The sequence below is a fragment of the Aquirufa sp. genome, assembly GCF_044377215.1.
Classification (GTDB): domain Bacteria; phylum Bacteroidota; class Bacteroidia; order Cytophagales; family Spirosomataceae; genus Aquirufa.
Window position 1 is genome coordinate 81859 of the sequence record NZ_JBILJM010000003.1, and the last position, 13411, is coordinate 95269.

At 44.8% G+C, this 13411-nt stretch carries 15 protein-coding genes and 1 pseudogene; 10 read left to right on the forward strand and 6 right to left on the reverse strand.

The window, feature by feature from the left end:
* Positions 1–127: 127 nt before the first annotated feature.
* From ACIQ6T_RS02185 to ACIQ6T_RS02225, 9 genes and pseudogenes are all read left to right on the forward strand, one after another.
* The gene (locus ACIQ6T_RS02185; protein ID WP_395783770.1) at positions 128–1042 is read left to right on the forward strand and encodes a helix-turn-helix domain-containing protein; all 915 of its coding nucleotides are present in this window, start codon (positions 128–130) and stop codon (positions 1040–1042) included.
* A gap of 31 nt (positions 1043–1073) precedes the next feature.
* Positions 1074–1535, forward strand: a complete 462-nt coding sequence (locus ACIQ6T_RS02190) for a (2Fe-2S)-binding protein (protein ID WP_395783772.1) — start codon at positions 1074–1076, stop codon at positions 1533–1535.
* A 1-nt stretch (position 1536) separates the two neighbouring features.
* A complete protein-coding gene (locus tag ACIQ6T_RS02195) occupies positions 1537–3777 on the forward strand; it encodes a molybdopterin cofactor-binding domain-containing protein (RefSeq protein WP_395783774.1) in 2241 nt (746 codons plus the stop codon).
* Between the two features lie 80 nt (positions 3778–3857).
* Positions 3858–4070: pseudogene (locus ACIQ6T_RS02200) on the forward strand (DUF4386 family protein); the annotation flags it as partial.
* A gap of 25 nt (positions 4071–4095) precedes the next feature.
* Entirely contained in the window at positions 4096–4518 is a 423-nt protein-coding gene (locus tag ACIQ6T_RS02205; protein WP_395783776.1) for a DUF4386 domain-containing protein, read from the forward strand.
* Entirely contained in the window at positions 4515–5300 is a 786-nt protein-coding gene (locus ACIQ6T_RS02210; RefSeq protein ID WP_395783778.1) for a PhzF family phenazine biosynthesis protein, read from the forward strand. Before ACIQ6T_RS02205 ends, ACIQ6T_RS02210 begins: the two co-directional genes overlap by 4 nt.
* Positions 5301–5350: 50 nt before the next feature.
* On the forward strand, positions 5351–5488 hold the full coding sequence (locus ACIQ6T_RS02215; protein ID WP_252624661.1) for a DUF2256 domain-containing protein: 138 nt from the start codon (positions 5351–5353) through the stop codon (positions 5486–5488).
* The gene (locus ACIQ6T_RS02220; protein ID WP_395783855.1) at positions 5463–5756 is read left to right on the forward strand and encodes a TIGR03643 family protein; all 294 of its coding nucleotides are present in this window, start codon (positions 5463–5465) and stop codon (positions 5754–5756) included. Before ACIQ6T_RS02215 ends, ACIQ6T_RS02220 begins: the two co-directional genes overlap by 26 nt.
* The gene (locus ACIQ6T_RS02225) at positions 5756–6832 is read left to right on the forward strand and encodes an FAD-binding domain-containing protein (RefSeq protein WP_395783780.1); all 1077 of its coding nucleotides are present in this window, start codon (positions 5756–5758) and stop codon (positions 6830–6832) included. Before ACIQ6T_RS02220 ends, ACIQ6T_RS02225 begins: the two co-directional genes overlap by 1 nt.
* Here the strand turns inward: ACIQ6T_RS02225 and ACIQ6T_RS02230 are convergent.
* The 3 genes from ACIQ6T_RS02230 to ACIQ6T_RS02240 are packed head-to-tail and all read right to left on the reverse strand — an operon-like array spanning position 6812 to position 9620.
* Positions 6812–8251: a cryptochrome/photolyase family protein gene (locus ACIQ6T_RS02230; RefSeq protein WP_395783782.1), complete on the reverse strand. Its 1440-nt coding sequence runs from the start codon at positions 8249–8251 to the stop codon at positions 6812–6814. The genes ACIQ6T_RS02225 and ACIQ6T_RS02230 overlap by 21 nt on opposite strands.
* Positions 8248–8850, reverse strand: a complete 603-nt coding sequence (locus ACIQ6T_RS02235; protein ID WP_395783784.1) for an FAD-binding domain-containing protein — start codon at positions 8848–8850, stop codon at positions 8248–8250. The genes ACIQ6T_RS02230 and ACIQ6T_RS02235 overlap by 4 nt, the downstream gene beginning before the upstream one ends.
* Positions 8832–9620, reverse strand: coding sequence for a deoxyribodipyrimidine photo-lyase (locus ACIQ6T_RS02240; RefSeq protein WP_395783786.1), 789 nt, complete (start codon positions 9618–9620; stop codon positions 8832–8834). Before ACIQ6T_RS02240 ends, ACIQ6T_RS02235 begins: the two co-directional genes overlap by 19 nt.
* Before the next feature lie 84 nt (positions 9621–9704).
* Between ACIQ6T_RS02240 and ACIQ6T_RS02245 the strand changes: the two genes are divergently transcribed.
* Positions 9705–10334 (forward strand): hypothetical protein, encoded by a 630-nt coding sequence (locus ACIQ6T_RS02245; RefSeq protein WP_395783788.1) that lies wholly within the window; start codon positions 9705–9707, stop codon positions 10332–10334.
* On the opposite strand, the gene ACIQ6T_RS02250 is transcribed toward ACIQ6T_RS02245, so the two are convergent.
* From ACIQ6T_RS02250 to ACIQ6T_RS02260, 3 genes are all read right to left on the reverse strand, one after another.
* Positions 10329–10880 carry a PIN domain-containing protein gene (locus ACIQ6T_RS02250; protein ID WP_395783790.1) on the reverse strand — a complete coding sequence of 184 codons (552 nt, stop codon included), beginning with the start codon at positions 10878–10880 and terminating at the stop codon, positions 10329–10331. The genes ACIQ6T_RS02245 and ACIQ6T_RS02250 overlap by 6 nt on opposite strands.
* Complete coding sequence (locus ACIQ6T_RS02255) at positions 10880–11332, reverse strand: helix-turn-helix domain-containing protein (RefSeq protein WP_395783792.1); 453 nt, start codon at positions 11330–11332, stop codon at positions 10880–10882. Before ACIQ6T_RS02255 ends, ACIQ6T_RS02250 begins: the two co-directional genes overlap by 1 nt.
* Positions 11333–11399: 67 nt before the next feature.
* Entirely contained in the window at positions 11400–13406 is a 2007-nt protein-coding gene (locus ACIQ6T_RS02260) for a glycoside hydrolase family 3 N-terminal domain-containing protein (RefSeq protein ID WP_395783794.1), read from the reverse strand.
* Between the last annotated feature and the right edge of the window lie 5 nt (positions 13407–13411).

Sequence of the window (13411 nt, forward strand, 5' to 3'; positions counted from 1 at the left end):
GAGCAGGCAATTTCGGGATATGTCATTTAATCTAGCGACCAGAATTACTGCTTTTTCTACCATTTTTACTACTACATACCTTCAGGCAATTGAAATTGTTTAAATTTCGTTTGAAAGCATTATTTATATGGTCAAGACATATACAATTGACTCTATCAGTCAGTATAACACGGATAATAACCACACGACTCAGCACCCTTTGGTTAGTGTGATTGATTTTTCTAAAGCTTCACCGCGCTCTTGGGGAGAAGAAACGACACGGGTTAAATTTCATTATGGACTTTACTGTGTTTACCTCAAAGATGTCAAATGTGGTGATATTGTTTATGGTCGCCATACATACGATTATCAAGCGGGAACTTTGGTATTCTTTGCCCCTGGTCAAGTATCAGAATTCGAAATACCTTCACCGGTATATCAGCCGAAAGGTTTCGGGCTCGTATTCCACCCTGATCTTGTACATGGAACAGCCTTAGGTAAGGCATTAGCTACGTATCATTTTTTTAGTTACCAGTCTAACGAAGCTTTACACATTTCAGATGCAGAGCGTCAGGTGGTATTGGATTGCTTTTCGAAAATTGCATTTGAATTATCGCAGAATATTGATAAACACAGTAAAAAGTTGATTTCTGCGAATATTGAACTCCTTTTAAATTACTGCGAACGCTTTTACGATCGCCAGTTTATCTCACGTGATCATGTAAACAAGGGGGTTTTGGCTAGTTTTGAAGAACTATTGAATCAGTATTTTTTATCGGACAAACCTCAGACCTTAGGCTTACCATCTGTTGCTTATTTCGCCGAGCAGTTACACTTCTCGGCTAATTATTTTGGTGACCTAATTAAAAAGGAAACGGGGCAATCCGTGAAAGAATATATTCAAAATAAGCTGATTGATGTAGCGAAAGATCGTGTTTTCGATGGCGACAAGTCTGTCAATCAGATTGCTTATGAACTAGGCTTTAAATATCCACAACACTTCACGCGTTTGTTTAAACAGCGGGTAGGAAACACACCGCTTGCTTACCGAAATTTGAATTAAAACGACTTAAATTGCGCTAAATAATCAGCATATGATCAAGAAATTCACAGTACGCATAAATAAGAAATCTCACACGGTAACCGTGGATGAAAACATGCCACTTTTGTGGGTACTTCGAGATGTGTTAGATATGAAAGGAACGAAGTATGGTTGTGGCGTAGGTTCCTGCGGCGCATGTACCGTTCACTTGAATGGCGATGCCGTTCGGTCGTGTCAATTACCCATTTCGGCCTTAGCTAATCAAGACATTACGACGATTGAAGGCTTATCAGTCAAAGGAGATCATCCCGTACAAAAAGCTTGGATCGACGTAGACGTTGCCCAATGTGGATACTGCCAGTCAGGCCAAATCATGAGTGCCGCAGCCTTGTTAAAAAATACACCGAAGCCAACGGAAGAAGATATCGAGAATTTTATGACGGGAAATATTTGCCGTTGTGGAACGTATACACGTATTAAAAAAGCCATCCAACTAGCAGCAGCCTCGAAATAAGATGAAAAAGACCGAATCAAATTACAGCAGACGCTCGTTTTTAAAAGTTTCGTCCCTATCTGGCGGAGGCTTGATGTTGGGAATTTCCTGGTTTGCATCAGCGAAGTCGGAAGAAACCTTACAAGCACTGGGAGCAGAGCCTACCTGGGAGAAATTAACGAGTTATATTAAAATCACTCCTGATAATGTGGTGAAGATTTTCTCACCTAATCCGGAATTTGGCCAAAATGTCATGACCTCCTTACCGATGTTGATCGCGGAGGAATTGGATGTCGACTTTACGGCGGTTCAGGTCGAACAAGCCAATTATAGCCTTGCTTTATACAATCGTCAGTTTACGGGAGGTAGTCAATCTATCCGCCAAGCTTGGAAATTGTTGCGTACGGCGGGCGCCTCCGCGCGTCAAATGATTCTAACGGCTGCCAGCCAAGAATGGAATGTGCCTATCGCGGAATTAACGACCGCAAACGGGATGGTGATGAATTCATTCAGTGGTAAGTCAGCGACCTACGGATCTTTTGCGACAGCAGCTTCGAAATTACCTGTTCCGAAAGACATCGTTTTAAAAGGAAATAAAAGCTTCAAGTTATTAGGCACCCCACAGAAAAATGTGGAGGGGCCAAAAATCGTGAAAGGCCAACCCTTATTTGGGATGGATTACCAAGTTCCAGGTATGCTGATTGCGATGACGGAACGCCCACCGGCTTTCGGGATGCGCTTGAAGTCTTTTGATGCGACGGCAGCGAAAAAGATGCCAGGTATCGTGGACATTTTCCCAATTCAAGTGTATGAGCCGACACAGAAATTAGCCATGTTTGATACCCGTACATTTAATGAAGTGATTGCGGTAGTAGGGAAGACGACTTGGGAGGTAATGAATGCCCGCAAGGCCTTGAAAGTAGTGTGGGAAAATGCGCCTGAGACTAAAGAATTAGGCATGGGAGGTCGCGATACGATCGTTCCAGCTGGACTAGAAAGTACGAAAAAGCATTACGAGCAAATGCTCGACATGGATAAAATGCCGGGCCGCGTTGAGCGTAAAGATGGAGATCCAGAGAAGGCATTTGCTGAGGCAAAGCATGTGATTGAGCGGACGTATACAGCCCCGTTTTTAGCACATAATATTATGGAGCCTACGAATACCTTCGCCCATGTGCAGGGGGATAAGGTTCGTATTTTAGGTCCGATTCAGGGTCCTGATATGGTGGCAAATACAGTGGCAGCGCGCTTAGGGATACCGAAGGAAAATATTGAGATTGAGTTGGCCCGAATGGGGGGCGGTTTTGGCCGTCGGGCCTATGGCCACTACATGTTGGAGGCTGTCTTGATTTCGAAGCAGGCAAATGCCCCGGTAAAATTAATTTACAAGCGTGAGGACGATGTGAGTGCGGGAATTTATCGCCCAACCTACCAAATGACGTATCGTGCTGCTTTTGATGAAAACAAGCGTTTGACAGCAATGCATATTAAGGGTGGCGGGATACCTGAATCCCCGTTACACGCGAATCGTTTCCCGGCTGGGGCCCTAGATAATTACTTGGCAGAGAGCTGGGTGATTCCTTCCAATGTCACGATTGGTGCTTTTCGTGCCCCGCGTTCAAATTTTAATGCGGCGGCGGAGCAGTCGTTTTTGGATGAGATATCTGAGTATATGGGTAAGGATCCCATTGCCTTCCGATTGGAATTGTTGCAACGTGCCAAAGACAACCCCGTAGGAAAAAGCAACGATTATGATCCGGCACGTTACATGGGTGTTTTGGAATTAGTGCGAGATAAGTCGGGCTGGGGAAAACCCGAAAATGCGGGTAAGAAACGAGGTGTTTCGGCATATTTTTGCCATAATTCATATGCAGCACAGGTAATTGATTTGCAGGTAAAAGACGGCCAAGTGATCGTGGATCAGGTGACCTCTGCTTTAGATTGCGGCGTTGTCGTGAATCCGGAAGGGGCTAAAAATATGGCGGAAGGTGCGGCGATTGATGGGATTGGGAATGCCTTGTTTGGCCAATTAACCTTGACGGAAGGAAAGACAGATCAGAAGAATTTTGATACCTATCGCATGATTCGTCACAATGAGGCGCCGAAGAAGATCGATGTGCATTTTGTGCAAAATGAGGTAGATCCGACAGGATTAGGCGAGCCGCCATTCCCACCTATTTTCGGAGCGATGGCCAATGCCTTGTATAAAGCGACAGGAAAGCGTTTTTACCAACAGCCTTTTCAGCCGCAGGTCGAGGGCTAGGCTATAATTTCGATGTCCTCGGGCTTGCCGTTCATAAAGTAATCAGTTTAAGGGAATAATTAATGTCGTACTTGCGGCCTATGACAATATCCCGAAAAACCTCATTAGCCGCTGGTATTTTGTACCTGCTCACTTTCATTTCAATTCCGACATTGTCGCTTTACCACGAAATCCATCAGCCTAATTTTATCCTTGGTTCGGCGCCTTCAAGTGATGTGGTATTGGGTGGAATGTTGGAATTATTGATGGCCTTGTTCTGCATCGGAACGGCTATTGTTTTGTATCCGGTATTGAGGAAGCAAAACGAAACGCTGGCTTTTGGGTTTTGTGGCCGCGCGCGTATTAGAGGCTGCTCTGATTTTTGCGGGAGTTGCGGCTTTGTTGACCGTTTTGCAAATGCGCACCTTAGGGGCGGAGGCTTCGGTCATGAGCCGCGGGCTGGTCATGCTTTACGACCGTCTTTTTTTAATTAGCCAAAGTTTCATCCCAGCCGTGAATGGCCTTCTATTAGGAACGCTTTTATACCAAAGCCGCTTAGTTCCCCGCCTTCTACCCATCATCGGAATCGTGGGTGCGTCTACGTTGGTGGCTGGAGATGTTGCGGTACTTTTCGGAGTAATTGGTCAGCATGCACCGCTTGCAGGTATATCTGCGATCCCCATTGCGCTTTGGGAGTTTTCGCTGGGAGTTTATTTAACCGTCAAGGTCTTTAAAGAAAATTCTATTATTTTAGCGGAATGAAAATCCCTATTTACCAATTTGACGCCTTTAGCAATCAATTATTCAAAGGCAACCCTGCCGCTGTTTGTCTATTAACTGAATGGTTAGCAGATGAACTCATGCAAAACATTGCGCAGGAGAATAATTTAGCAGAAACAGCTTTCATCGTTCCTGCTAATGACGGTTACGAAATTCGCTGGTTTACTCCCGCTGTAGAAGTTGATTTGTGTGGTCACGCTACCTTAGCGAGCGCGCATGTGGTGTTTCACGAACTCGGTTACTCGGGAGATTTCGTCCATTTTCATTCACCTAGAAGTGGCCTGTTAACGGTGACTAAAAGGGGAACAGAATTAGTCCTGGATTTTCCTTGTGATACCATCTCGCAAATCGATGTTGATCCCATTCATAGTACAGGACTTTCCAAAGCACCTCGCGCCGTTTTCAAAGGCAAAACGGATTATCTGTTTGTCTATGATGCTGAGGCAGATATTCGCGCACTCCAACCGGATTTTGAGGCCTTGAAAATTCATCCCGTACGCGGGATAATTGTGACCGCTCCGGGAGAAAAGGTGGATTTTGTTTCTCGATTTTTTGGGCCAGCTTGTGGGGTGAATGAGGATCCAGTGACAGGTTCTGCGCATACCACCTTGACTCCTTATTGGTCTGCTATTTTAGGCAAAACCACTATGTCGGCCCTTCAATTATCTCAAAGAACCGGTTCTTTGACCTGTACGCTGAAAGGCGATCGGGTGGAAATAGCCGGTGAAAGTATGCTGTATCTAAGGGGAGAGATTTTGGTGTAGTCAACCCAAAATAGTCAAAACAAATTTGATACCACCCTCGTTTAACACCTATGCAAGGCGTTAAAAAACAACATTTACCTTCCAAAACCTGTCCCGTTTGTAATCGCCCTTTCGCCTGGCGTAAGAAATGGGAGAAGAACTGGGATCAAATCATCTATTGTGGTGAAAAGTGCAGACGTAGCAAATAAGTTTACCGACCAAGACATCGACCGAATCATCCAAATGGCTTGGGAAGATCGTACGCCTTTTGAGGCAATCGAATTCCAGTTTGGCCTGAAAGAAAAAGAGGTCATCGAATTCATGCGCTTGAATAGCAAAGAGTCCAGTTTCCGGATGTGGCGAAAGCGCATGACCGGCCGTGGCACCAAACACCTGCAAAAACGCGTAGCTGTAGATCCGCGCTTCAAATGCACGCTGCAGCGCGGGATCAGTATGAATAAAATTAGTAAACGCTAGTGGATTTTCCTGCCAACTTAGATGCGGTTTACGAACGTATCGATCAGTTTGATCCCGAGCGTTATGCTCGGACGCGCAACTTTTTAAATGGAGGCGTTTCCTATCTTTCCCCGTATTTATCGCGTGGATTTATCACCGTTCCTCAGGTCGTTCAGCGATTGAAAGACCGCGGAATTGGTTTGGAACAAGCGGAGAAATTCATCCAAGAATTAGCTTGGCGCGAGTTTTATACGCGCACCTGGTTTCAAAAAGGGGATGCCATTTTTAACGATATTCGACACCCTCAGGAAGGCGTTTTGCATTCCGGTATTCCGGTCGCAGTGCTCGAGGCATCTACCGGAATTAAGGCCTTGGATAGTCATTTTGGCGCCTTTTTTGAGTCTGGGTACCTTCACAATCACTTGCGTATGTACCTCGCTGCGATTACCTGCAATGTGGGAAAATACCATTGGCAGGCACCCGCGTCATGGCTCTATTACCATTTGTTGGACGGCGATTTAGCCAGCAATGCGCTGAGTTGGCAATGGTGCGCCGGCACCTTTAGCAATAAACAATATTATGTGAATCAGGTGAATGTAAACACCTACACAGGCACAGGCCAACGGGGCACTTTTTTGGATTGCGACTACGAGGATTTGCCGATGAGACCAGTTCCTGAAGTGCTACAAAAATCTACCCAATTAGATCTCGTTTTTACACCACCCGCAACAAAAACACCAGTTTTACAGGATGGAGTACCTACCTTCATTTACACCCATTACACGCTTGATCCCACTTTTCATGAAGGTGAAACAGGCAATCGAATTTTGGTCTTGGAACCGAGTCATTTTGCGAAGTATCCAATGGCGCCAAAGACCATACAATTCATATTGGATTTAGCGGCAAACATCCCGGGGATTCAAGTTTTTTACGGGGAATACGCAGAGCTTAACATAAAAGGTATTTTCCGCGACCACCCCATCAATCCTCATTTTCACGGTATTCGTGAGGAGCATCCATCCTTAGCTCCAGGCTTGCCAGGAGAGTTCAATAGCTTCTTTTCGTTCTGGAATAAATTAAGCAAACAGTTGCGTTAAGAAGGTTTCCGCCCTTAGCAGGTGCGCCTCTCTTTTTTCTACAGGCATTTTGTCCCAGGTGCTGATGATCATGGCCCAACGCGGATTTTTGCGGAAGGTTTCCCGCTGTTTATCCAAGAATCGCCAAAACAAACCATCCCAAATCTCCTGCCATTCGCCCTTCGGATAATCACTCATTTTCAAGATGTAATTCGACCCACAGATATAGGGTTTCGTCGTCATCAATCCGCCATCGCTAAATTGCGACATGCCATAGACGTTAGGAACCATCACCCAATCGTACGCGTCAATGTACATTTCCATAAACCAGCGATAGACTGCATCGGGTTTAATTTCGCATAGTAGCATGAAATTTCCCAACACCATGAGTCGTTCGATGTGGTGATTATAACCCGTTTTCAAGAGTTTGCGAATCGTCTGATCGATAGGTTCTAAGCCTGTGGTTCCGTCGTAAAATGCAGCAGGCATCTCGTTCGTAAATCCCCAGTAATTCGTGGTGCGCTGTTGGACACTTATTTTGCGATAGAGCAGTTGGACAAACTCGCGCCAACCGATAATTTGGCGAATAAAGCCCTCCACGCTATTTAATGGTCCATCGCATGCGGCGACACGTGCGACAACATCAGCAGGATTGAGCAATCCCACATTAATCAAGGGACTTAAAATACTATGAAACAAGGTCTTTTCTTGCGCTTTGATGGCGTCCTCATAGTCACCAAACAAGTGCATTCGTTCTCTTAAAAATAAATCTAAAGCCGCTTGTGACTCTGCATGTGTCACCGGGTAGTAGGCTCCCGAAAAGGGCTTTTCGCTCGATCCAGGATTGGCCGGGAAATACGTGTAAACATAATCGATGGCTTCAAGAATGTATTTATTAGTCGGTGTCTCCGGAAAGGGCGCCGGAATGAAGGTATTCTTAGGAATCTTTTTGCGATTATCTGCATCAAAAGTCCATTGGCCGCCCATTGGTTTTCCATCTTCTTCAAGCAATAGTCTGCGATCTTTTCGCTGTTGGGTATAGAAGGCTGTTTGGAAATAGGGCTTGCGGGTTCCGAGTAGTGAGGTGTCCGTATTGAGGAAATTTGGGCTTGCCAATAAACGAATGTCGGCCGTTCGACGCAGTCGGCGTTCCAACAAATAATCATTCGGATCGAACAACATTATCGCGCCTTCGATGGAGGAGACCAGTGCAACTTCCGAAGCGCGAGGATCCTGCGCATCGATGTATTCGACTGTTTTCCCTGCGGCCCGAAGGCGATCCGCGAAAGCGCGCATGCTAGCTCGGTGGAAGATTAACTTTTGTTTATGGAAGGCGTATTGTTTGAAGAAAAGATTTGATTCCACCACATAGAAAACGTCCGCTTCCTGAGCTAGCGTTTCTTCAAACAATTGGTGTGGGAAAATCAGGAATGCGCTCATTTATTTACGTGTTTTTCAAGGATTCGCGCCCCCTCTTGTCGGGCCTTTTTCGTTTTCCGCATCGCCCAAACTTGGTCGGATGCCGTTTTGCGTGTGGCACTCAAATCCACCACCGGCGCTGGATAATCCACCCCGATTTTCACGCCGTACAAAGTCTGCTCCATGTCACTCAATTTCCAGGGTTCATGAATTAAGGTAGAAGGAACCGTCGCTAATTCAGGCACCCATTTTTTAATAAAGACACCTTCTGGATCGTGAGCGTAAGAATTCTTGATTGGGTTATAAATGCGAATGGTATTGATACCGGTCACGCCGGCTTGCATCTGAATTTGAGGATAGTGAATACCGGGTTCATAGTCGAGAAATTGCCGTGCTAAAAAGTGCGCTAAATCCCGCCAATCTTGCCACAGGTTAAACACAAAAAACGATACGACCATGGCGCGCATGCGGAAATTCAAATAGCCCGTTGCCACTACGCAGCGCATGCACGCGTCTATTAGAGGAACGCCGGTTTTACCCGTTTGCCAGGCTTGAATTAAGTGCTCATCGCGGTTTTTCTCGAGCGCCTGATATGCCTTATTCACCGGCTCAAATTCCATCCGCGACTCATCTTCAAATTTTTGAATAAAGTGACTTTGCCAGTGCAGCCTTGAGACAAAATTTTGAAGCGAACGTTTATTGCGCGCCGACTGGCCTCAGGCTTGCTGATGGACGAACTGTACGCGGGATGCCGCGTTTCGATGAAACTTTTCAAGTATTTCCAGCCCCAATATTCGCCCCCTTCTTGGAAAACAGGGTTACGCGTTTTGAATTCAAGGGGAAGTTCAGGCCCTTTAAAAGCCGTGTAAAATTCAGACGGCAAACGTAGCAAATTCCAGTTATCCTCGCGAACTAAATAGGGCTCATGCCGCATCGTTTCCTCCCAGCGTTGTTGCCAAGTTTTGCGGGATTTCAAACGGCGAATCACACCGCCCGTTGGCGTTTCTTTCCAAGCAATTTTTTCGCGCTTGCAAAAAGCAGCTACTTCTTTGTCTCGTCGATAACTTAAATCATTTCCAATTTCTTCGTGAGAGAAAATTTGGTGAATACTAAATTGCTCAGATAAAGCCTGAAATACAGGTATTACTTCGGAATGAAATAGATATAAAATACCATTTCGATCTTCTAGTCGGCCCTGCATTTCAACAAGTGATTCATACACAAATCGCCAATGACGCACATCGCTATCCGGGAATGAAATCATTGACGGTTCGAAAAAATAGACCAACAATACCGGAATATCTTCCTCCAATGCTCGGCACAAAGGCTCGTGGTCCGTAAAGCGGAGATCACGTTTAAACCAGACGATATTGATGGGAGATTTGGGCATATTGAGTAAACTGAAAATACCCTCGGTTGTTTTCAGAATGGAAAAGGGCTACTTTTGTACCGTCAAATCCCTTAATGTATCAAAATGAAACAATTGGCGGCTATAGGCCTTATTTTAGCCTCATTTACACTAAGCGCACAAACCGGAAGTATTGAAATGAGTACCGGCGGTTTCTCATTTATTCCTGCGTTTACGTCAAAAGAGCCCAATTTGATTATCAATGCCAGTACGAATCCGAAAAGAAGGCTGACGGGCTCATTGATGTACATGATGCGGATGAAAAGTATGACGCCCACCACGGTGGCCTTATTTACACGTTATCGATTTATTGATAAGAAATTTAAAGCGACAGCTGGCATACATATTCCAGCTTTTCAAATGACAGAGCAGTATAAGGTAACGAGTTTCTTTGGTCGGGAATTAACGTTGTCCTACCCAGTAAACGCTTCCTGGAATGTGGGCTCATTTATCCTGAATGGCAATGCGCGAAATACGGATTTTAAGGTGACGCTGGTTTCGGGGAATGCCAACTACCATCACAAGAAATGGAATTTTTTCTCACAAGGATATTACTTGTCGGTGGGTGAGTTAACCGGTGTTGCGGAGACGATTTCCTATGACATCAACAAACATTTTCAGGCCAAAGCCTTTGGCAATTATACAATCACAGATGGTCAGGTGATTGGTACAGTAGGTTTGAAATATAATCTATAGGGTTTTCAAATGATTAATTGTTTTAGTTAATCCTATTTTCTTAAATATATCGAATACCTCTAGTCGGGATAGTGGTGGATGACGCAATCGCTTAATTTGATTATGTAAGGCGACTAAAGCGAGTGTCTTTTGATCCTTAAATCGTTCTAGTATAAAGGTATCCGGATCTATTGCTTGAATATGATATTGCCCAAGTATCTTATGTGGAAAGTCCTTCAAATTGGATGTAATAATGTAGTTTGATTCACTAACAATGGCTGTTCCCAAAACATGGATGTCATCTTGATCAGGTAAGCTTAGAGAGCTTGCGATATTTACATTACTCGAGACATTTGCGTCAGGAAAGGCCTTGTTCATCGCTTCAACAGTTAAGGCTAATTTTGAAAGGGATAATTCCGGCCTTTTAATCAATAGGTTTCGAATCCATTCTTCATTGATTTTAGCTGACCAAAATGGTTTGAATAGGCCAATATCCGCTAGGCTGAGTAATAAATCTCGAAGTGGAGCTGGGTATATAACGCAGGCATCTAAGACAGCTTTTATCATTAATATCCCAAGGAATCTTCCTGAGCCTGCTTCGCAATGAGTGCTAAATTTGCTTCCCTCGATTTTTTTAATTCCCTTTGGTAGGCCACCAAATCTTCTTGCAATACCCTGCGGTGACTACCCACTTTGAAATAAGGAATTTCACCTTCTTCCATCAAATGAACGACATGGGGCCTAGAAACCTGAAGTAAATCGGCTGCCTCTTGCGAACTTAAAGCGGAATCGGTGGGAATAATTGTAAATGGTTTCCCTTCTGCCATTAATTTCAACATTTCCTGGATTAAAGGAATCGCATGATCGGGCAATTGGGCACTCGTATTTGTTTCTTTAAAATGGAGGTTAACGCGAATTTTTCCTCTCGTTTGATAATTTCCACGCTCCTTTCGAATAAGTTCAAAAGTTGCCTTGGCTAATTTTTGATCCGCAGGGTTTGGTTTTTCTAAAGGATGCATAATTTTCGTTTATTTCGATTAAAACTAATCAATTAATCGAAATAAACGAAACAGTTTCCTGATAATTTTAATACGTTAACCCACGCCCAAAGGCAAACAAACCATATCCCGGACCTTCCATGTGTCCCGGAACGTCGGATTTATTCGCCTCAACTGCGGCTTGGTTAATCGGAGTCGTGAATGGCATCTTGCCTGATGGCTTGTAGGCCCCCGTCACGATGTCCAACAAAGCTTCTTGTGTCGTACCAAAAGTCGCAATAATGGATGAAGCTTTACCCTTGTCGATTTCCTCGATCACCCATGGATTCGTGTAATTTATCGCAATGACCGTTGGCTTAGCATTCAAAACTTCATTAACATGATTCACATCAATGCGGTTTTTAGACAAATTCAGGTCGATTTTTGAACCTTGGGAACTGAATAAGCCACCGGCTGTAGGAACTAACCACAGTAAAACGACATCGGCCTCCTCTTTCGTTGACACAAACTCAAGACCCGGATATTCGGGTTTCGAAACTTTGATGGCCTCTCCCGCATTACGTCCGGATTGGAAGTAGGTTTCAAAATAAACCTTGGTTTTCTTAGCTAATGGCAAACGCTTTTCATCATTGCGCAATAGCACAATTGATTTCCGCAAGGCCAAATCAGCCGCCGCAACCGCCTCCTTATTTCCCACCGTTTTCACCGCTTCTTCGACATTGACATATGGATTCTCAAATAGACCTAAATCAAATTTCTCTTTTAATAATTTTGACACAGATTGATCAATGCGCGCCTCTGAAACTAAGCCTTTTTTTACTACGTCAATCAAGGTGGTCGGATCTGCCGCACCAGAGAAAATATCCACGCCTGCTTGCAAGGCTTTTTGGTAGCGCGCAGGAATGCTCATACTTTCCACTCCCCATGGCATCATTTCGATTGGACCTGTATCCGAATTAATGATTCCATTGAAGCCTAATTTGCCTTGCAATAAATCACCAATCATCGCCTTGTTGTAAGAGAAACCCACCTCTTCAAATTCCTTGCCTTTAGGTGCTGAGTAGTAAGGCATGATCGCCGATGTTCCCGCAGCAATCGCTGCCTTGAATGGTTTCACATGGTAGTCAAACATGCCGCCCGGATAATGTGCGAATTTTCCCCAATCAAAATGGGAGTCCTGCCCATCTACTTGCGGCCCACCCCCTGGAAAGTGTTTCGTAGTCATCGCCACTGAGGTAGGTGTTATTTTTTTACCTTGAAATCCTAAGACAATTTCCGTGATCATTTTAGATGCCAAATCCGCATCTTCACCGAATGTTCCCTCGACACGTCCCCAGCGAGGTTCCGTGGCCAAATCCGCCATATACATATAGCCTTTCCGTAATCCTACCGAGCGCCATTCAGCTGCGGCTGTTTCTGCGAACTTACGTGTTAATTCAAAGTCGCGCATCGCCGCCAAACCTAATTCGCCTGGCCATTTTGAAAATGCCGTTAGGCCTACGCTAAGCCCCACCGATGCATCTGTGGTTACGTGATTTCGTGGGTTGGAAGCGACGATTGCTGGAATACCGAGGCGTGTGCTTTCGCAAAGTTCTTGTAAGTTATTCGACCATTTGGCCATAATTTCTGGAGAAGCACTTGCACGTAAAATGAAGTGCCGTAAGTGAAATTGAGATACGCCTTTGGTGGTACCGGCTGCCGACATATTTGGTGCGTCCAGCGGTTTACGGGTAAACATGTTGGTACTTTGAACCAAATCTTCCTCATTAAACCCTTCCGTGATTTTAGGTCTTGGACCACCGCCACCTTGAACCCCATTATTGAAAACTTGATCTCCACCCATGCGGGTCGTGCTGATGAGCATAAATCCCACCTTTTCTTCAAGCGTCATTTGGGACACCAAATCTTTAATACGTGCCTCTACGGGCAAACGCCAGTCTTCGTATTTGTCAAGTTTATTGTTCTTGTTAAGGTCTTTAAATGACAATTTTCCTACACGAAGCGTAGGCGTTTTCATGGCTACAAGGACGGGAGGCGTTTGGGCTAGTAACGAACTAGAAGCAAAAAGCAGCGCAATAAGCATACGTGATTTCATGGGTT